Source organism: Thermomonas sp., assembly GCF_025993755.1.
Lineage (GTDB): Bacteria > Pseudomonadota > Gammaproteobacteria > Xanthomonadales > Xanthomonadaceae > Thermomonas.
This window is the reverse complement of the sequence record NZ_JAMQHN010000029.1, coordinates 12,300-30,390: the sequence shown is the minus strand read 5'-3', so window position 1 is coordinate 30,390 and position 18,091 is coordinate 12,300. Positions and strand designations below refer to the sequence as shown.

Below are 18,091 nucleotides of genomic sequence, written 5' to 3'. Positions count from 1 at the left end.
TTTCGGGGGGGGGGGGGCGATGCCGTTTCCGGTTTCCATCACGAGCGCAGCGTGAAATCGGTATAGGCAAAGCGCGCGTCGCGCAGCACGGTCTCGCCACGTCGCAATGCCAGCGGTGCGGCGAACATCGGCCCGGCGTGGACGCAGGTGTGGAATTCGCCGTTTTCGCCGCAGGGGTCGATTCCGTCGGGCAATTCATCCAGCAGTCCGGCATCGAAATCGCGCCCGGCGAAGCGGGCATCGAGCTGGGTGGTGTCGACGCAGCACAGGCGGGCCCGAAGGCCACCGGCCTGCATCGTGCGCGCCAGCGCGTCGGTGTCCTGCCCGAACAGCGGGGTGAACGCGTCCCAGCCGATGGAGGCGAGTTTCTCGACCCGCCACGCGCGCAGATCTTCCAGAAGCAGGTCGCCGAACGCGACCGTGCGCAGCCCCGGCCAGCGCGATGCCGCCTGCTGCAGCGCCTCGGCCATCGAGGCCTCGTAGGTGGCGTTGTCGCACTGCGCCGGGATCCAGACTTCGAGCAGGGGCAGCCCGGTGGCGCGCGCCTGCGCGTGCAGCACCTCGCGGCGGATGCCTTGCATCGACACCCGGTCGTAACCTTCGGTCAGCGTGGTCAGCAGGCCGACGACCTTGTGCTCGCCGCACTGGCGCAGTACGTGCAAGGTCCACGCGGCGTCCTTGCCGCCGCTCCATGCCAGCAGGGTGGGGGTCACGCCGGATGCGCGGCGACGGCTGACCGGATCACTCGAATTTCTTGGGTTCCGCCGCGAAGCCGACCGCCAGCGCACCCTTGCCGACGTTCACGATGCCCGGCAATCCCATGAAGGTTTCGTAGACGGTGACGTCGTGCTCGCCGCAAATCTCGCGCAGGCGGGTGTAGCCGGGCATCGCGCGCATTTCGGCCAGATCGCCGCCGTAGGACAGCACCACGGCCGGGGTCAGCAGGCCGTCGCGAACGCGCTTGCCGACGAAGCCGAACATCTTCTCGGCCGCGTGGTCGAAGCCCTTCACCTTGCCTACAGGACCGGTCTCGCCGCGGTTGGCGTGCAGGATCGGCTTGATGTCGAGCGTGGTCCCCATGAAGGCGCTGAACAGGCTCACGCTGCGGTCGCCGCGGATGCGGGTGCGGTTGCGCAGGTAGTAGAGGTCGCGCGGCACCATGTAGGCATGCACGTTCTTGACCAGCGCCTCGAGGCTGCTGCGGATCTTCGGCGGTGCCTCGCCGGCGTCGCGCAGGCGGGCCGCCTCGATCGCCACCACGCCGGGGCCGGGGAACACGTTCTGGCTGTCGATCACGCGCAGGGAGAACGGGGTGTTGTTGCCGGCCTGGGCGCGGATCGGCTTGTAGTCGTTCAGGATCGAATAGCTGGCCTGCACGGCGTTGTCGTAGATGCCGCTGCGGCTGGCCGCGGTGGTGATGCAGAACACGTAGTCGTAATCGAACACCAGCTTGTTCAGGAACAGGTCGTGCACATCCTGCACGCCGTAGGGTGTGCTGACGGCCTCGAACGCGCGTTCGCCGGTTTCGCCGGTGAGGAAGCCCATGGTCGCCTCCTCGTTGCGCACGTCGGCAAGGACCGCATTGCCGATCTGGATCGTCACCGGCATGACGGTGATGTTTTCCTTCTCGATGAACTCGTTCGGCAGATCGACCGCCGAGTCCATGATGATTCCGATACGCATGACCACCCCCTCAGGGCCCATACTGTGCCGAACGTACTCCATTTGACAGGCGTTTGCATCGGCTTCTTGAACGAGGGGTGAAGTTCGTCGCAGTTTGGGCGTGGAGTGTGTGCGGATGGTGCGGTGCAGCATGATGAGCCGACGAGGTGGGCGGGTTAGGATGCGGCGTTCCCGGGCGAGTGGGTCCTTGAAGCCGATGGCAAGCAATGCCTGAACCTGCAGGAGCGAGGGAAATGACGCCAGCCGACATGGTGGGCTTCTGGCGCGATGCCGGTCCCGGCAAATGGTTCAACGGCGGGGTCGCGTTCGACGAGGCCTGCCGCACGCGTTTCGGCGAACTCCACCATCTGGCCGCGCAGCGCGAACTGGACGGCTGGATGCACGATGCCGAAGGCGCGCTGGCGCTGCTGCTGTTGCTCGATCAGATTCCGCGCAACATCTTTCGCGGCAGCGCACACGCATTCGCCACCGATCCGCTGGCGCGATTGCACGCGTCCGCCGCGATTGTCCGCGGCCTCGATGTCCAGAGCGATCCGGAACTGCGGCTGTTTTTCTATCTGCCGTTCGAGCATTCCGAATCGCTGGTGGATCAGGACCGCTCGGTCGCGCTGTTCAAATCCCTGGGGGCCGGCGTGTATCTCGATTACGCGATCGTCCACCGCGACGTCATCGCCCGGTTCGGCCGCTTTCCGCACCGCAACCGCGCGCTCGGGCGCGAGAGCACGCCCGAGGAGCAGGCGTGGCTGAACGCAGGCGGCGGGTTCTGATCGCGCGGATCAGTAGCGCGGGACGGACGGATCCAGATCGGACCAGGCCGCGATGCCCCCGGCGACATTGAAAACCCGGGTGAAGCCCAGCGCGCGGAAGTGTTCGGCGGCCTGCGCGCTGCGGGCGCCGGCCTGGCAGAGGAAAGCCAGCGGTTGGTCTTTCGGCAGTGCCTCGATTTCCTCGACGCCGTCGTCGAAAGTGCGGCAGGCCACCGGAACCTGCGCCAGCGCGCGTTCCTGCGCCGGACGCACGTCGACCAGGGTCAGGCTGCCGGCGGCAACCCGTTCGCGCGCCTGCGCCGGGGTCAGCGTGCCGACCTTGGGCGGGGCGTTGGGGTTGTCGATCACCAGCCCCTTGCCGCGGGCGTCGTCGGCCCAGTCGATCTTCATGCCGCGGGCGCGCTGGGCGCTGACCAGATCGAACTGGGCGCGGATGCCTTCGGACTCGGCGGCGATGGCGGAATCGTCGCGCTCGGCCAGCTGCAGCTGGGCGTTGAAACCGCGATCGATGTCGATTTGAAGCGCGTAGCCGGGGCCGGCGTCGTCGATGGCTTTCCTCAGCATCTGCGCGGCGGCCGGGGTGATGGTGATCTGCGGCGGCGTGCGGTCGGGCGGCGGCAGGCCCAGCGCGGCGTGCAACTCGCCGCTGCCGGCCATCTGCGAAATGATGTCGGCGCCGCCGACCAGTTCGCCGTGGACATAGAGCTGCGGGATCGTCGGCCATTCGCCGAACACCTTGATGCCTTCGCGAATCTCCGGGTCGGCGAGCACGTTGACGTGGGCATAGGTCGCGCCGGCGGCGTCCAGCGCGGCCACCGCGCGCGCGGAGAACCCGCATTGCGGCGCGTTCGGCGTGCCTTTCAGGAACAAGACGACGGGGTTGGCGGACAGCACGGTTTCGATGCGCGCGCGCAGGGCCGGATCAAGGGACATGAGGGGTTCCGTTGGGAGGATGCGTGGAGACGTGACGTAAATTTTACGCCGTGCGGTATGGGCGGCGTTGAATCGAACCTGCTCAGGCCACTGCGCTGCGTTCGCCTGCGCGTTGGGCGCGGCGGGCCAGCACACGGTCGATGCGGGTGAACACTTCCCGCAGCACCGGCGCTTCGGGCAGCAGCGTCACCCGGAAGTGTTCGCGGTAGGGCACGTTGAAGCTGGTGCCCGGCACGATCAGCACGTCCTCGTGTTCCAGCATTTCCAAAGCGAATTCGTGATCGTCGAAGCCCTGCGCGGACGGCCCGATGATGCGCGGGAAGCCGTACAGCGCGCCCTGCGGCGCCACCAGCGACAGGTGCTCGCTGGCGGTGCAGCTGTCGATCAATGCGCGCCGGGTCTCGTACAGGCGGCCGCCCGGCCGGCACAGCGGGGTGATGGTGTCGGTGCCGTGCAGCGCCTGCTCGATCGCAAATTGCCCCGGCACGTTGGCGCACAGGCGCAGCGCGCCGAGCAGGTCGAGCGCGTGGTGGAAATCGCCGCAGGCCAGCGGGTCACCGGACAGCACCGCCCAGCCCACCCGCCAGCCGCAGGCGCGGTGCACCTTGGATAGCCCACCGAAACTCATGCATGGCAGGTCGCCGGCCAGCGGGGCGACCGGCTGGAACACCGCGTCGTCGTACAGGATGCCGTCGTAGATTTCATCGACCAGCAACAGCAGGCGGTAGCGGCGGGCGATCTCGACGATGCGCTCCAGCAGCGCGCGCGGATAGTTCGCGCCGGTGGGATTGTTGGGGTTGATCAAGACAATCGCGCGGGTGCGCGAGGACACCAGCGATTCGATCTGCTCCGGGTCGGGCAGGAAGCCGTTGTCGCGGTCGCACTTGTAGTAGACCGGGCGGCCGTCGTTGAGGATGGTGGCCGCGCTCCACAGCGGGTAGTCGGGCGAGGGCACCAGCACTTCCTCGCCCGGGTTCAGCAGGGCGCGCAGCGAGATGTCGATCAACTCGGACACGCCGTTGCCCACGAACACCCGCTCCGGCGAGGCGTTGGGGGTGCCGCGCTGGCGGTGGAATTCGGCGATCGCTTCGCGTGCTTCCGGCAGGCCCTGCTGGTGGGTGTAGGGATCGGTGCGGGCGATGCGGCCGGCGATGGCATCCTGCAGGTGTTCCGGCGCACGGAACCCGAACGCGCCAGGGTTGCCGATGTTGAGCTTGATGAGTTTGCGGCCCTGGGCCTCCAGTTCGCGCGCGCGGCGCGCCAGCTCCCCGCGGATTTCGTAACGGACTTCGGACAGGCGGGTGCGGGTGGCGATCTTGTTGCGGGGGTTGAAGGCGGCCATCGGGGCGAACGAGTACGGGAAACAAGACCGCCTAGACTAGCCGAATCCGGTCGAGCGCGCGTGCAGACGCGGTTCCGCGCCCCCGGATGGCCTAGAATCCCGTCATGACGCCCTTTTCCCGCCCGTGACCGCCCTGACCGCCATCGGCTGGCGGGCGCCGCCGCCGGCGCTGGAAGCCGCATGGGCGGCGCTGCAGGCGCAGTACCCGCAGGCGCGGCCGGCGCGGATCGTGGAGCAGCACCGCAGCGGCTACCGGGTGGCCGAGGACGCGCAGGCGATCTGGCCGGCGGAATCGCTGCCGGAGTGGCAGCGGGCCGGCAGCTATCGCGCCGGCGGGATCGCCCCGGAGGCGCGGCCGGCGGTCGGGGACTGGGTGCTGGTCGACGGGCAACCTCCCGGCGGACTGCGGATCGTGGCGCTGCTGCCGCGGTTTTCCGCGATCAAGCGCGCCGCCGCGGGGGAGCATTACCGCCAGCAGGTGATCGCCGCCAACATCGATACCGTGCTGGTGCTGTGCGGGCTGGACGGGGATTTCAATCCGCGCCGGATCGAGCGCTACCTGCTGCTGGTCGCCGGCAGCGGCGTGCGGCCCGTCGTCGTGCTGACCAAGGCGGACAAGGGTCTGGCCGATCCCGACAGCGCGCTGCAAGCGTTGTCGGCGCTGCCGGCGCAGGTGCTGGCGGTCAACGCCAAGGATCCGGGCAGCGTATCGGTCCTGGCGCCGTGGCTGGGCCCCGGCCAGAGCGTGGTGCTGGTGGGCAGTTCCGGTGCCGGCAAATCGACCTTGACCAATACCCTGCTCGGGATCCGGAAAATGAAGACCGGCGCGGTGCGGGCGTCCGATGCCCGCGGTCGCCACACCACGACCCATCGCGCCTTGCTGGCCCTGCCCTCGGGCGCCTGCCTGATCGATACCCCCGGCATGCGCGAGCTCAAGCCGACCGGCGAGGAAGACGTGGCGGAAAGTTTTGCCGACATCGAGTCGATGGCGGAGCAATGCCGTTTCCGCGACTGCAGGCACGTGAAGGAACCCGGTTGTGCCGTGCGTGCGGCCATCGAAAGCGGCGAACTGGAAGCGGCAAGGCTCGCCAATTTCCTGAAACTGTGCGACGAGGTTGCCGGCGCCGCCGATCGGCAGGCGGCGCGGCTGTTGCAGAAGGCCGAGTCGCGGATTCAGGGCAAGTCGTTGCACAAGCGATTGGACGAAAAACATGGACGGCACTGACGCAATCGCCCGCCACGCCGCGCTCGATGTCCGCATGGCGCGCGCGGCCAAGGGCATCCGCCTGCTCAGCTACGCCAGCTGGCCGGCCAGCGAGCGCGACCGTTTCCTTGCCGATTATTCGCGCGGCAAGGCCAGGCTGCCGAACTACGCCTATCCGAAGCACGATTTCGGCGAGGTCCGCCGCGAGTTCGAAGCGATCGCCGCGGAAGCCGACCCCGACCATCCCATTGGCCAGTATCTGATCGAATCCGCGCGCGACTGGGATCTTGCGGCGCAGTTGCTCGAGAACCTCGGCACGCCGCGAGTCGCGGAACTGTCGCAAGCCCTGTTCGGAGGCCCGGAGCGGGCCCTGCCGGGCGGCGCGACCACGCGCGAAGCCGCCAACCACTTCATCACCGTGGCCGACGAGATGGACCGCGAACTGCTGGCGCCTGCCGAGCAGGTTGAGATCTCCGCCACGGCGCTGGTGCTGCAGCTGCAGGCCAGGCTGGACGATTTCTTCGACGGCCGCGTGATCACGGTCGAACTGGACCCGGACCTGATCGCCAAGGCGGCCGCCGGGGCCACCCGCATCCGGGTGCGCTCGGGCGCCGCCTTCTCCGATTACGACATGCAGCAGTTGTTGCAGCACGAAGCGTTCGTGCATTCGCTGACCGCGCTCAACGGCCAGCAGCAAACCGTGCTGCCAAGCCTGGCGCTGTCCTCGCCGCGCACCACCGCAACCCAGGAAGGACTGGCGGTGTTCGCCGAGCAGATCACGGGCAGCATCGACATCGAACGGATGAAGCGGGTCAGCCTGCGCATCGAGGCGGTGGCGATGGCGCAGGACGGCGCGGATTTCATGGCGGTGTTCCGCTATTTCATCGATGCCGGACAGGATCCGGTGGAGAGCTTCACCTCGGCCCAGCGCGTCTACCGCGGCGTGCCCACCACCGGCGGCCACGCCTTCACCAAGGACACGGTCTACCTGCGCGGCCTGATCGGGATACACACGTTTTTCCGCTGGGCGCTGAAGAACGGACGCCTGCGCCTGTGCAGGCTGCTGTTCGCCGGGAAGATGACTCTGGCCGACGTGCGGCGCTTCGAGCCGCTGTTCGGCGAAGGCGGGCTGATCGAGCCGCGCTGGCTGCCTGAGTGGGTGGCGCGCGCCAACGGGCTGGCCGGCGCGCTGGCGTTTTCTCTGTTCGCGAACCGAATCCGTCTGGACCAGGTCGTTGCGGCGGATTCGGTGACGGACATCTGAGCAAAGCCAGCCGAAGCGACTTTGCCGTCGGTTGCTCGGGCTTCAGCCCCTGCATGGCCAAGTCGCTATCATCATCGGCCCGGAACAGGAATCGGACAGAACCCCATGTCAGACAGCCGTGCGAGTGAGGATCTCAAGCAGGCGGCGCTCGATTACCACAGCCAGGAACCGAAGGGAAAGATCAAGATCGCGGTCACCAAACCGATGGTGACCCAGCGCGACCTGGCGCTGGCCTATTCGCCGGGCGTGGCCTTCGCCTGCGAGGAAATTGCCGCCGACCCGCGCAAGGTCAGCGAATACACCGCGCGCGGCAATCTGGTGGCGGTGATCAGCAACGGCACCGCGGTGCTGGGGCTGGGCGACATCGGGCCGCTGGCAGGCAAGCCGGTGATGGAGGGCAAGGGCATCCTGTTCCAGAAGTTCGCCGGCATCGACGTGTTCGACATCGAGGTCAACGAGCGCGATCCCGACAAGCTGGTGGAGATCATCGCCGCGCTGGAGCCGACCTTCGGCGGCATCAACCTGGAGGACATCAAGGCGCCGGAGTGCTTCATCGTCGAGCGCAAGCTGCGCGAGCGGATGAACATCCCGGTGTTCCACGACGATCAACACGGTACCGCGATCATCGTCGGCGCCGCCGTGCTCAACGCCCTGCACGTGGCGGGCAAGAAGATCGAGGAGGTCAAGCTCGCGACCACCGGCGCCGGCGCGGCCGGGATCGCCTGCCTCGACATGCTGGTGGCGCTGGGCCTGAAGCCCGGGAACATCATCGCCTATGACCGCCAGGGCGTGATCCACGCCGGCCGCGAAAACCTCGACCCCGACAAGGCCCGCTACGCGCGCGACACCGACAAGCGCACGCTGGCGGAGATCGTGGCCGGTGCCGACGTGTTCCTCGGCCTGTCCGCCGGCGGCATCCTGACGCCCGCGATGGTGGCGACGATGGCGGAGAACCCGATCATCCTCGCGCTGGCCAATCCCTACCCCGAGATCCTGCCGTCCGACGCGCTGGCGGTGCGCCCGGACGCGATCATCGCCACCGGCCGCTCGGATTTCCCCAACCAGGTCAACAACGCGGTCTGCTTCCCCTACATCTTCCGCGGTGCGCTGGACGTCGGCGCCCGGGAAATCAACGAGGACATGAAGCTGGCCTGCGTGCGCGCGATCGCCGAATTGGCGCGGCGCGAGGCCTCCGACCTCGGCAGCGCCTACGGCGGCGAGGTGCCGCGCTTCGGCCGCGAATACCTGATCCCGCGGCCGTTCGACCCGCGCCTTCTGACCAGTCTGGCGCCGGCGGTGGCCAAGGCGGCGATGGATTCCGGCATCGCCGAACGCCCGCTGGCCGACCTCGACGCCTACACCGAGAAGCTGGGCCAGTTCATCTACCGCACCAGCCTGATGATGAAGCCGGTCTACGACCGCGCCCGTGCCGACCGCAAGCGCGTGGTCTACGCCGAAGGCGAAGAGTACGTGGTGCTGCGCGCGGTGCAGACCGTGATCGACGAGAAACTCGCGTTCCCGATCCTGATCGGTCGCCCGGAGGTGATCGAAAGCCGCATCGAGAAGCTGGGGCTGCGCATGCGCGCCGGGGTGGATTTCGAGCTGACCGACATCGGCGACGATCCGCGTTTCGACGCCTATTGGCGCCAGTACCACGCGCTGAACGAACGCAGCGGCGTGACGCCGGATGCGGCCAAGAACCTGATGCGTTCGCGCCCGACCCTGATCGCGGCGATGATGGTGGAGCGCGGCGAGGCCGACGCCCTGATCTGCGGGCTGGTCGGCCGCTACCACAAGAAGCTGGGCTACCTGCACAGCATCTTCGAGTTCGAGCCCGGCGCGCAGGGGACCGCCGCCATGACCGGCGTGCTCAACGACGCCGGCGCCTGGTTCTTCGTCGATACCCACGTGCACCTGGAACCGTCGGCGGAGAAGATCGCCGAGGCCACGATGCAGGCCGCGCTGCGGCTCAGGTTGTTCGGGATCGACCCCAAGGTGGCCCTGCTGTCGCATTCCAACTTCGGCAGCCACCAGGACGCCAGCGCCGCCAAGATGCGCCGAGCCTGCGAAATCCTGCGCGAGCGCGCGCCCGAGCTGGAAGTCGATGGCGAGATGATGGCCGACACCGCCTGGGACGAGATCCTCCGCCAGCGCATCTTCCCGAACACCACGCTCAAGGGTCGCGCCAACCTGCTGGTGCTGCCCAACCTCGATGCCGCCAACATCGCCTACAACCTGGTCCGGGTGATGACGCGCGGGGTCGCGATCGGGCCGATCCTGATGGGCCTGGACCAGCCGGCGCACATCCTGACCCCGGCCTCCAGCTCGCGCCGGGTGGTGAACATGACCGCGGTGGTCGCCGTCGATGCGCAGCTCCGCGCGGCGGCCTCGCGACGGGACCGGATGGCCGACTGAGCGCGTTTTGATGAATTTTTGGATATATCCGGATAAAAACATGACTTGAGCTGCATTGCAGCATTCCCCTTCATCGCGACTTGCTAGACTCTGTCGAGTATTTGCTCAACTCGAGGCGTGCGATGAACTGGTTCAACGAGATGCTGCGCAACGACCCCGACCCGCAGGAATCGCGGGAGTGGATCGAGTCGCTCAAGGCGGTCATCGACCACGACGGGGCCGGGCGCGCGCACCAGTTGCTGGAAGGCATGGTCGAACTGACCCGGCGCGCCGGCGCGCACCTGCCGTTCGCGCCGACCACGGCCTACATCAACACCATCCCGGCGCACATCGAGCCGCAGATGCCGGGCGACGCGCATCTGGAGTGGCGGATCCGCTCGATCATCCGCTGGAACGCGATGGCGATGGTGGTGCGCGCCAACCGCAAGCCCGGCGCGCTGGGCGGTCACATCGCCAGTTTCGCCAGCTGCGCCACGCTGTACGACGTCGGCTTCAACCATTTCTGGCACGCGCCGACCGCGGAACACCCCGGCGACCTGCTTTACATCCAGGGCCACAGTTCGCCGGGCATCTATTCGCGCGCCTTCCTCGAAGGGCGCATCAGCGAGGCCCAGCTCGAAGCCTTCCGCATGGAGGTCGACGGCCACGGCATTTCCAGCTATCCGCATCCCTGGCTGATGCCGGATTTCTGGCAGGTGCCGACCGTGAGCATGGGCCTGGGCCCGCTGACCGCGATCTATCAGGCGCGGGCGTGGAAATATCTGGAAGCGCGCGGGCTGATGCCCAAGACCAATCGCAAGGTCTGGTGCTTCCTCGGCGACGGCGAGACCGACGAACCGGAGTCGCTGGGCGCCATCGGCGTCGCCGGCCGCGAAGGCCTCGACAACCTGATTTTCGTCATCAACTGCAACCTGCAGCGCCTCGACGGCCCGGTGCGCGGCAACGGCAAGATCATCCAGGAACTGGAAGGCCAGTTCCGCGGCGCCGGCTGGAACGTCATCAAGTGCATCTGGGGCAGCTATTGGGATCCGCTGCTGGCGGGCGACACCCAGGGCATCCTGCGCAAGGTGATGATGGACACCGTCGACGGCGAGTACCAGAACTGCAAGGCCTTCGGCGGCGCCTACACGCGCCAGCATTTCTTCGGCAAGACGCCGGAGACGCTGGCGATGGTGGCCAACCTCAGCGACGACGACATCTGGCGCCTGAACCGCGGCGGGCACGATCCGCACAAGGTCTACGCCGCCTATGACGCGGCGGTGAAGACGGTCGGACAGCCGACCGTGATCCTGGCCAAGACGGTCAAGGGCTACGGCATGGGCAGCGCCGGCGAGGCGCTCAACCCGACCCACCAGACCAAGAAGCTCGACGACGAATCGGTGCGCGCCTTCCGCGACCGCTTCCAGCTGCCGATCAGCGACGAGATGCTCAAGGACGGCGCGGTGCCATTCTTCAAGCCGGCCGACAAGTCTCCGGAAATGGAGTACATGCGCGAGCGTCGCACCGCGCTGGGCGGCTACCTGCCGACGCGCCGGCAGCGTTCGACCCAGACCCTGAAGGCGCCGCCCCTGTCCACGTTCGAGCGCCTGCTCAAATCGACCGGCGAGCGCGAGATCAGCACCACCATGGCCTTCGTGCAGATGCTCAACATCCTGCTGCGCGACAAGGAGGTCGGGCCGCGCTGCGTGCCGATCGTGGCCGACGAGGCGCGCACCTTCGGCATGGAGGGCTTGTTCCGCCAGCTCGGCATCTACGCGCCGCAGGGCCAGAAATACAAGCCGGTCGATGCCGATCAGCTGATGTTCTACCGCGAGGACGCGGCCGGGCAGGTGCTGCAGGAGGGCATCACCGAGGCCGGCGCGTTCGCCAGCTGGATGGCGCAGGCCACCAGCTACAGCGTGTCCGACCTGCCGATGGTGCCGTTCTACATCTACTACTCGATGTTCGGCTTCCAGCGCTTCGGCGACTTCGCCTGGCAGGCCGGCGACATGCGCGCGCGCGGCTTCCTGCTGGGCGGCACCGCCGGGCGCACCACCCTCAACGGCGAAGGCCTGCAGCACGGCGACGGCCAGTCGCACGTGCAGGCGGCGCTGATTCCCAGCGTGCGCAGCTACGACCCGGCCTTCGCCTACGAGGTCGTCACCATCATCCAGCACGGCATGCAGGAAATGCTGTCCGAGCAGCACGACGGCTACTACTACATTACCGTCCACAACGAGAACTACCCGCACCCGGACATGCCCGAAGACAGCGCCGAGGGCATCATCAAGGGCATGTATCTTTTCAAGGATGCGGGCAAGGGCAAGAAGGGCGACTTGCGCGTGCAGCTGATGGGCAGCGGCACGATCTTCCGTGAAGTCATGGCGGCGGCCGAATTGCTGGACGCCGATTTCGGCATCAAGGCCGATCTCTGGTCCTGCCCGAGCTTCACCGAACTGGCGCGCGACGGCGTCGATGCCACCCGCTGGAACCGCCTGCACCCGGAGGCCAAGGCCCCGCGCAAGCCATGGGTCACGCAGCTGCTGGAAGGCCGCAGCGGGCCGGCGGTGGCCGCGACCGATTTCGTGCGCGCCTTCCCGGACCAGATCCGCGAATTCGTGCCGATGCGCTTCACCGCGCTGGGCACCGACGGCTACGGCCGCAGCGACACCCGCGAGAACCTGCGCCGGCATTTCGAGGTGGACCGCTACCACATCGCCCAGGCGGCGGTCGCCGCGCTGGCCGCCGACGGCAAGCTGACCGGCAAGGACGTGGCCCGCGCGCTCAAGCTCTACAAGATCGATCCGGAACTGCCCAACCCGCTGCTGGCGTGAGCGGCGGCGGCGGTTTTGGTGCTGGGAGAAGGCGGCCTGTGCCGCCTTTTTCTTGACTGTGTGTTTTGACGCGGATTGGCGCGGATGAACGCGGATGGATAACCACCACCGCTTCAGCAAAGGCAGCCATGGCCAGAGGGGGCGTAGCGCATCGGGCGCGTAGTCACCCACGTCTCAGAAAAATTCCGTCAGCGGCTCGCGGCCTTGTCCCTGCTGCGCGTCGGGATCAGAGGCGTCAGGATCCCATCGCCCTGATCGCCTTATCCGCGTTCATCCGCGCCAATCCGCGTCTAAAACGCTCTGCCTCCCGCGACTACTGAAGCTATTTCGCCGGCTTCGGCGCGCTGCCAAAGCCACCGTCGGCCTGCGCGGCAAGCCAGGTGAACACGGCGTAGGCGGCGACGTTCTGCGCCAGTTCCTGCGGGATCACCTTGTCGAGGGTGTCGTCGGCCGTGTGGTGCAGGTCGAAGTAGCGGGTGCCGTCGTGGCCCAGCCAGGCCCAGGCGGTGCCCAGATCGGTCATGCCGCCGATGTCCGATTCCGGGTCGCCTTGCTTCGGCAGCCATGCGATGTCCAGCGGTGCAAGCGCTTGCTGGATCTGCGCCAGCGCCTGCGGCTGCAGGTCGCGCGCGCTGGAGTCGAAACCGAAGATCGGCGCCGCGCCAAAATCGCTTTCGATCGCGATCACGTGGCGGGCGACCTCAGCGGCATGCCGCTGGGCGTAGGCGCGGCCGCCCCACAGGCCCTGCTCCTCGTTGGCGAAAGCCACCACGCGGAGGGTGCGGGCCGGATGCAGCGGCTTGAGCAGGGCGCCGGTGGCCATGGTGATGGCGATGCCGGCGGCATCGTCGATCGCGCCGGTGCCGTAGTCCCAGGAGTCGAGGTGACCGCCGAGCAGGACTATTTCATCGGGACGGGCGCTGCCGGTGATTTCGCCGATCACGTTGTACGAGGTCGCCTCGCCTTCGTAGCCGCAGTCCAGCGCCAGCCGAACGCGGGTCGGGGCGAGCGCGACCAGCCGCGCCAGCTGGGCGGCGTCGATGGTGGCCAGCGCGGCGGAAGGGATGGGCGCCAGTCCCGGCGCGAAGCCGGTATTGCCGGTGTGCGGCTCGCGCGAGAGCGACGTGCCCGCCGAACGCATCAGGAACCCGATCGCGCCCTTTTGGATGGCGACCGACGGGCCCGCCCAGCGGATTCCGCCGGCGGTGCGATAGTCGCCGCCGTCGCGGCGGGCCTGCATGGTGTAGTCGATGAAAACGATCTTCCCGGCCAGCGATCCGTCCGCAACCGCCTGCAGCGCGGCGAGGTCGGGGAAGCGCACCACCTCGCCTTCGACCGTCCCGCCCGGGCTGCCGCCCAATGCGCCGACCCGCAGCGGCTGCGCGTGCGCGCCCAGCACTTCGAGCGTCTCCGAGCGGCGGACCCATTTCGGGAAGGTGACCGGCTCGGTCCAGACCCGGTCGTAGCCGAGTTCGCGGAACTTGGCCTGCGCCCAAGCCACGGCGCGGGCGTCGCCCTCGCTGCCGGCCAGCCGCGGGCCGACTTCGGTGGTCAGCGATTCCAGCACCTGCCATGCGGTGGGATCGGCCAGCGCGCTGGCGCGCAGCGTGCTTGCCTGGGTGATCGCGGCATCGGGGATGCGCGTGGGCTGCCTGGCGGCCAGCGGCGCGGCAATCAGCAAGGCGAGCGTGGCGGCCAGCAGGGGGGTGCGCATCGGCAGGGCTCCTCGACGGTGGATTGGACAGCTTACGCAGCCGATGCCGTCGCGCGCCTGTGCAGGAAGTGTGGGCCGCGGCGCGATCTACTTCTTCAGCAGGTCGCGGATCTCGCGCAGCAGCTGCACGTCTTCCGGCGTCGGCGGCGGCGCGGCAGGCGCGGCCTCCGGCTGCTTGTGCATCCGGTTGATGGCCTTGACCACGAGGAAGATGGCGAAGGCCACGATCACGAATTGCAGGATGGCGTTGATGAACTCGCCGTAGGCCATCACCACCGCAGGCACTTCCTTGCCGGCGGCGTCGACGCTGGCGGCCTTCAGCGTGTAGGCGAACTTGGAGAAATCGACCCCGCCGATCAGCAGCCCGATCGGCGGCATGATGACCTTGTCCACCAGCGCGGTGACGATCTTGCCGAACGCGGCGCCGATCACCACGCCCACGGCGAGGTCGACCACGCTGCCGCGCATCGCGAATTCCTTGAACTCGGCCATCATGCCCATCGCTGACTCCGTCGAAGTAGGGAAGGGGTCATCCTAGCGCCGGCGCCACGCATCCTTCCAGCGCGTGCAGCCCATCGACGTGGGCGTGGAAGCGATCGCCGACCAGCAGCGGGCCGACCCCGGCGGGGGTGCCCATGAACACCAGGTCGCCGGCGCGCAGCGCGTACAGCTTCGACAGCTCATGCAGAATCTCCGGCACGCGCCAGATCATCCGGTCGAGCGTGGACTGCTGGCGGCGCTGGCCGTTGACCTCCAGCCAGAGGGCGGCGCTGTCGAGGTCGCCGGCTTCGGTGCGCGGCAGCAGGGGCCCCAGCGGCGCCGAATGGTCGAAGCCCTTGGCGGTGTCCCAGGGCAGGCTCTTGGCCTTGGCGGCGGACTGCAGGTCGCGGCGGGTCAGGTCGAGTCCGACGCCGTAGCCGAACACCAGCGCTTGGGCGTCGCTGACGGCGACGCCGCCGATGGGTGCATTGCGCCCCAGCGCCACCACAAGCTCGACTTCGTGGTGCAGCTGCGATGTGGCGGGCGGATAGGGAACGTTTCCGTCGACGACGATCGCGTCGGCCGGCTTCATGAAAAAGGTCGGGCTGCCGCGCTCGGCTTTCGATGCCGGCGCCGCGGCGCCCATTTCGCGCGCGTGTTCCGCGAAATTGCGGCCGACGCAATAGATACGATGGACGGGAAATTCGCCCTGCACCACGCCGGCGCGACCCAGCACCGGAATGCGCGGCACGGCGGAAGCCGGGATCAGATCCATCCGGCGCGGTGCACTCAGCGCGGCAGCGGCAGTTGCGGTGGATTCACCACGCGGAAGCTTCCGTCGATGACGTCTTCGCGCGCCGTCGGCGTCGGGACTGCGTGGCGTCCGGTCCACGCTCGCCACAGCATCCCGCCCAGCAGCATGGCCGCGCCGATGAAAACGCCGAACACCAGCAGCACCAGCAGCAGCGCGATGCCGACGAAGCCCAGCAGCGCGCGCAGCAGTGGATGGCGCGGGCGGCGCGGCGGGGCGAAAGCATCGAAGTGGAACCAGCGGAACGCGGAGCCGGGAAAGATCGTCATGGACGGGGGATCACGGACGTAGTGCGATACTGCCGCCCAGTATCGGAAGAACCGACGGGGCAGTTGTGAGCAGTTCGTTAAACGAAGGCGGGAAAACGGGCGCGCCGCTGGTGCCCCTGGCCGACCTTCCCCCGGACAGCCTCGGCGAGGCCGAGGCCGTGATCGATGGGGATCTCGAGTCGTTGATCCTCTATCGCGATGGCGAAGGTGGCGTGCGCGCCTGGCTCAACACCTGCCCGCACGCCGGCCGTCGGCTCGATTTCGCGCCCGGCAAATTCCTGCGCACCAGGAAGGGCGAACTGGTGTGCGCGGTCCACGGCGCCACGTTTGCCCTGCCCGAAGGGAACTGCGTCGCCGGCCCCTGTCGCGGCGAGTGCCTGTGCGCGGTGTCGGTCCACGTGGCCGACGGCCAGGTGCGGCTGGGCGACGACGCGAGCCGGGCGGACTCCGGCTGAGCGGAACGGCCGGATCGCTTCAGAACATGATGTTGATCATCACCACGATGATCGTGGTGTAGATCAGGGTCAGCGGGCCGCCGGAGCGCCACATGTCGGCCGAGGTGCAGCCGGCGGGACCGGCGATCATCGCCACCGATGGATTGGAGGCGGTCATGAAGTTGTTGGACGCCGACAGCGCCACGATCAGGGCGAATGCGGTGGGGTTGCCGCCCACCGCCAGCGCGAGGTTGATCGCCAGCGGCACCAGCACGATGGTGGCGCCGACGTGGCTGATGACCAGGCCGAACAGGGTGGTGAACAACGCCAGCGCCAGTTCGATCAGCCATAGCGGCACGCCCTCGGGCATGCGGTCGATGGTGTGGCCCGCCACCCAGGCGGCGGCGCCGCTGGAATCCATCGCCCAGCCCAGGGGAATCAGGCAGGCCATCAGGAACACCGTTTTCCAGCTGATCGCCGCGTAGGCCTCGTCCATCTTCAGCACGCCGGTCACCAGCATCCCGGCGACGCCGGTCATCAGCGCGATCGAGGTCGGGACGCTGGACAGCAGCGCCATCAGCATGCTGACCGCGAAGATGGCCATCGCGATCTTGAACTTGTGCGGGCGCTGCTCGCCCTTCGGGTAGTCGGTGACGACCACGAAATCCCGGCTCTTGGCGGCCTCGGCGAGATCGGTCCAGATGCTGTGCAGCACCAGCATGTCGCCGGCGCGGATGGGGATGTTGCGCACGTCCTCGCGCAGCACCTGCTTGTCGCGGTTGATCGCCAGCAGGCTCAGCCCGAACTGCTTGCGCAGGCGCAGCTGCGCCTGCGGCTTGCCGATGAACTTCGAGGTGGGCGGCACCACCGCTTCGGAGATGCCGGCGCGGCTGGGGTTGAACAAATCGCCGAACACCCTGATCCGCGAGGACAGGCGGAGGAAGTTCTTTTGCGCGAAGTCGGCGATGGCTTCGCGGTTGCCCATGACGCCAAGCACGCTTCCCACCCAGATGCGGGCGTCGGCGGGCGGCGCCAGCCGCGATTCGGTGCCGGTCTGCAGCGCCAGCAGCAGCGGGGCGCCGACCTGGGATTCGGCGTCGCCCACGCTCATGCCCACCAGCGGGCTGTCCGCCGTCACCGTCAGTTCGTGGATGTCGCCTTCCAGCCCGTAGGCGCGGGCGAAATAGCTCTGGGTTCGCGCCGGCGTGACGGCATCGTCGCGCGCTTCGGGCAACACGCGGTCGCCGAAGAAATGGAAGTAGGCCAGCGAGGCCGCGACCAGCGCCAGACCTATCGGCAGCGGCGCGAACATCTTCAGCGGCTCCAGGGTGGCCGCGCCGGACGGCATGTTGGCGTTGGCCGACACCAGCAGGTCGTTGAGCAGGATCAGCGGCGAGTTGCCGACCATGGTCAGACTGCCGCCCATGATGATGGCGGCGGACATCGGAACCAGCACCCGCGACAGGCTCAGGCCGGTGCGCGCGGTCAGGCGCGAGGCAACCGGAAGGTACAGCGCGGTGGTCGCGGTGTTCTGGATGATCGAGGAGTTCAGCCCGGCCACCGCCGAAGCCAGCAGCACGAGCCGGCTTTCCACGCCCTTGGCGTGTTGCAGCAACCAGCCGGCGAGGCGATTGAGTGCGCCGGTGCGGTCCAGCCCCGCGCCGAGGATCATCGAGGCGATCACGTTCATCACCGCGCCCGAGGAGAAACCGCCGAACAGATCCTCAGGTGCCACCAGCCCGGTCAGTCCCAGCGCCACCAGCACCACCAGCGACACCACGTCCCCGCGGATCCGCTCGAACAGGAACATGACCATGGTGAATGCCACCAGGCCAAGCACCAGCAGCATGTCGTTGGTGAGGGCGAGTGTGGGTTCCATGGGTCGGGGGCGGGGCCAGAGGTCGGGGGCGGGGCCAGAGGGACTTCAAAGCGCTGGCGCCTTGGCGAGAGTAGCGCTTTTTA

At 68.0% G+C, this 18,091-nt stretch carries 15 protein-coding genes; 6 read left to right on the top strand and 9 right to left on the bottom strand.

The annotated features are described in order from the left end of the window. Nucleotides 1-38: 38 nt before the first annotated feature. Both Q0X16_RS02245 and Q0X16_RS02240 read right to left on the bottom strand, forming a co-directional pair. The gene (locus Q0X16_RS02245; protein ID WP_297830179.1) at nt 39-713 is read right to left on the bottom strand and encodes an adenine nucleotide alpha hydrolase; all 675 of its coding nucleotides are present in this window, start codon (nt 711-713) and stop codon (nt 39-41) included. A gap of 28 nt (nt 714-741) precedes the next feature. After that, complete coding sequence (locus Q0X16_RS02240; RefSeq protein WP_297830177.1) at nt 742-1,683, bottom strand: DegV family protein; 942 nt, start codon at nt 1,681-1,683, stop codon at nt 742-744. A gap of 233 nt (nt 1,684-1,916) precedes the next feature. On the opposite strand from Q0X16_RS02240, the gene Q0X16_RS02235 reads away from it, so the two are divergent. After that, nucleotides 1,917-2,450, top strand: a complete 534-nt coding sequence (locus Q0X16_RS02235) for a DUF924 family protein (protein ID WP_297830175.1) — start codon at nt 1,917-1,919, stop codon at nt 2,448-2,450. 9 nt (nt 2,451-2,459) lie between these two features. Here Q0X16_RS02235 and grxD read toward each other — a convergent pair whose 3' ends face one another. Next, nucleotides 2,460-3,383: a Grx4 family monothiol glutaredoxin gene (grxD, locus tag Q0X16_RS02230; RefSeq protein ID WP_297830173.1), complete on the bottom strand. Its 924-nt coding sequence runs from the start codon at nt 3,381-3,383 to the stop codon at nt 2,460-2,462. Nucleotides 3,384-3,465: 82 nt separating this feature from the next. Next, nucleotides 3,466-4,725 carry an aminotransferase class I/II-fold pyridoxal phosphate-dependent enzyme gene (locus Q0X16_RS02225; protein WP_297830171.1) on the bottom strand — a complete coding sequence of 420 codons (1,260 nt, stop codon included), beginning with the start codon at nt 4,723-4,725 and terminating at the stop codon, nt 3,466-3,468. A gap of 124 nt (nt 4,726-4,849) precedes the next feature. Here Q0X16_RS02225 and rsgA point away from each other — a divergent pair, with 124 nt between their 5' ends. The 4 genes from rsgA to aceE all read left to right on the top strand — a co-directional run bounded on the left by rsgA (nt 4,850) and on the right by aceE (nt 12,421). Beyond that, the gene (gene rsgA, locus Q0X16_RS02220; protein ID WP_297830169.1) at nt 4,850-5,950 is read left to right on the top strand and encodes a ribosome small subunit-dependent GTPase A; all 1,101 of its coding nucleotides are present in this window, start codon (nt 4,850-4,852) and stop codon (nt 5,948-5,950) included. Continuing rightward, nucleotides 5,937-7,193, top strand: coding sequence for a flavohemoglobin expression-modulating QEGLA motif protein (locus Q0X16_RS02215; RefSeq protein WP_297830167.1), 1,257 nt, complete (start codon nt 5,937-5,939; stop codon nt 7,191-7,193). Before rsgA ends, Q0X16_RS02215 begins: the two co-directional genes overlap by 14 nt. Nucleotides 7,194-7,298: 105 nt before the next feature. After that, nucleotides 7,299-9,608 carry an NADP-dependent malic enzyme gene (locus Q0X16_RS02210; RefSeq protein WP_297830165.1) on the top strand — a complete coding sequence of 770 codons (2,310 nt, stop codon included), beginning with the start codon at nt 7,299-7,301 and terminating at the stop codon, nt 9,606-9,608. Between the two features lie 122 nt (nt 9,609-9,730). Then, nucleotides 9,731-12,421, top strand: a complete 2,691-nt coding sequence (gene aceE, locus Q0X16_RS02205) for a pyruvate dehydrogenase (acetyl-transferring), homodimeric type (RefSeq protein WP_297830275.1) — start codon at nt 9,731-9,733, stop codon at nt 12,419-12,421. Between the two features lie 322 nt (nt 12,422-12,743). On the opposite strand, the gene Q0X16_RS02200 is transcribed toward aceE, so the two are convergent. The 4 genes from Q0X16_RS02200 to Q0X16_RS02185 form a co-directional block, all read right to left on the bottom strand. Then, nucleotides 12,744-14,135: a M28 family peptidase gene (locus tag Q0X16_RS02200; RefSeq protein ID WP_297830163.1), complete on the bottom strand. Its 1,392-nt coding sequence runs from the start codon at nt 14,133-14,135 to the stop codon at nt 12,744-12,746. Between the two features lie 87 nt (nt 14,136-14,222). Further along, entirely contained in the window at nt 14,223-14,636 is a 414-nt protein-coding gene (mscL, locus tag Q0X16_RS02195; protein WP_297830160.1) for a large-conductance mechanosensitive channel protein MscL, read from the bottom strand. Between the two features lie 28 nt (nt 14,637-14,664). Further along, nucleotides 14,665-15,390: a fumarylacetoacetate hydrolase family protein gene (locus Q0X16_RS02190; protein WP_297830158.1), complete on the bottom strand. Its 726-nt coding sequence runs from the start codon at nt 15,388-15,390 to the stop codon at nt 14,665-14,667. Between the two features lie 14 nt (nt 15,391-15,404). Continuing rightward, nucleotides 15,405-15,695, bottom strand: coding sequence for a hypothetical protein (locus Q0X16_RS02185; protein WP_297830156.1), 291 nt, complete (start codon nt 15,693-15,695; stop codon nt 15,405-15,407). Between the two features lie 107 nt (nt 15,696-15,802). Here Q0X16_RS02185 and Q0X16_RS02180 point away from each other — a divergent pair, with 107 nt between their 5' ends. After that, nucleotides 15,803-16,150 carry a Rieske (2Fe-2S) protein gene (locus Q0X16_RS02180; RefSeq protein ID WP_297830273.1) on the top strand — a complete coding sequence of 116 codons (348 nt, stop codon included), beginning with the start codon at nt 15,803-15,805 and terminating at the stop codon, nt 16,148-16,150. Between the two features lie 19 nt (nt 16,151-16,169). Here Q0X16_RS02180 and Q0X16_RS02175 read toward each other — a convergent pair whose 3' ends face one another. Then, nucleotides 16,170-18,008: an SLC13 family permease gene (locus Q0X16_RS02175; protein ID WP_297830154.1), complete on the bottom strand. Its 1,839-nt coding sequence runs from the start codon at nt 18,006-18,008 to the stop codon at nt 16,170-16,172. Nucleotides 18,009-18,091: the final 83 nt, after the last annotated feature.

Bases quoted from the DNA above. Each gene is read 5' to 3' on its own strand.
- Q0X16_RS02240 (WP_297830177.1), bottom strand. From the start codon at position 1,683: ATGCGTATCGGAATCATCATGGACTCGGCGGTCGATCTGCCGAACGAG.
- Q0X16_RS02235 (WP_297830175.1), top strand. From the start codon at position 1,917: ATGACGCCAGCCGACATGGTGGGCTTCTGGCGCGATGCCGGTCCCGGC.
- grxD (WP_297830173.1), bottom strand. From the start codon at position 3,383: ATGTCCCTTGATCCGGCCCTGCGCGCGCGCATCGAAACCGTGCTGTCC.
- Q0X16_RS02225 (WP_297830171.1), bottom strand. From the start codon at position 4,725: ATGGCCGCCTTCAACCCCCGCAACAAGATCGCCACCCGCACCCGCCTG.
- Q0X16_RS02215 (WP_297830167.1), top strand. From the start codon at position 5,937: ATGGACGGCACTGACGCAATCGCCCGCCACGCCGCGCTCGATGTCCGC.
- Q0X16_RS02210 (WP_297830165.1), top strand. From the start codon at position 7,299: ATGTCAGACAGCCGTGCGAGTGAGGATCTCAAGCAGGCGGCGCTCGAT.
- aceE (WP_297830275.1), top strand. From the start codon at position 9,731: ATGAACTGGTTCAACGAGATGCTGCGCAACGACCCCGACCCGCAGGAA.
- Q0X16_RS02200 (WP_297830163.1), bottom strand. From the start codon at position 14,135: ATGCGCACCCCCCTGCTGGCCGCCACGCTCGCCTTGCTGATTGCCGCG.
- mscL (WP_297830160.1), bottom strand. From the start codon at position 14,636: ATGGGCATGATGGCCGAGTTCAAGGAATTCGCGATGCGCGGCAGCGTG.
- Q0X16_RS02190 (WP_297830158.1), bottom strand. From the start codon at position 15,390: ATGGATCTGATCCCGGCTTCCGCCGTGCCGCGCATTCCGGTGCTGGGT.
- Q0X16_RS02185 (WP_297830156.1), bottom strand. From the start codon at position 15,695: ATGACGATCTTTCCCGGCTCCGCGTTCCGCTGGTTCCACTTCGATGCT.
- Q0X16_RS02175 (WP_297830154.1), bottom strand. From the start codon at position 18,008: ATGGAACCCACACTCGCCCTCACCAACGACATGCTGCTGGTGCTTGGC.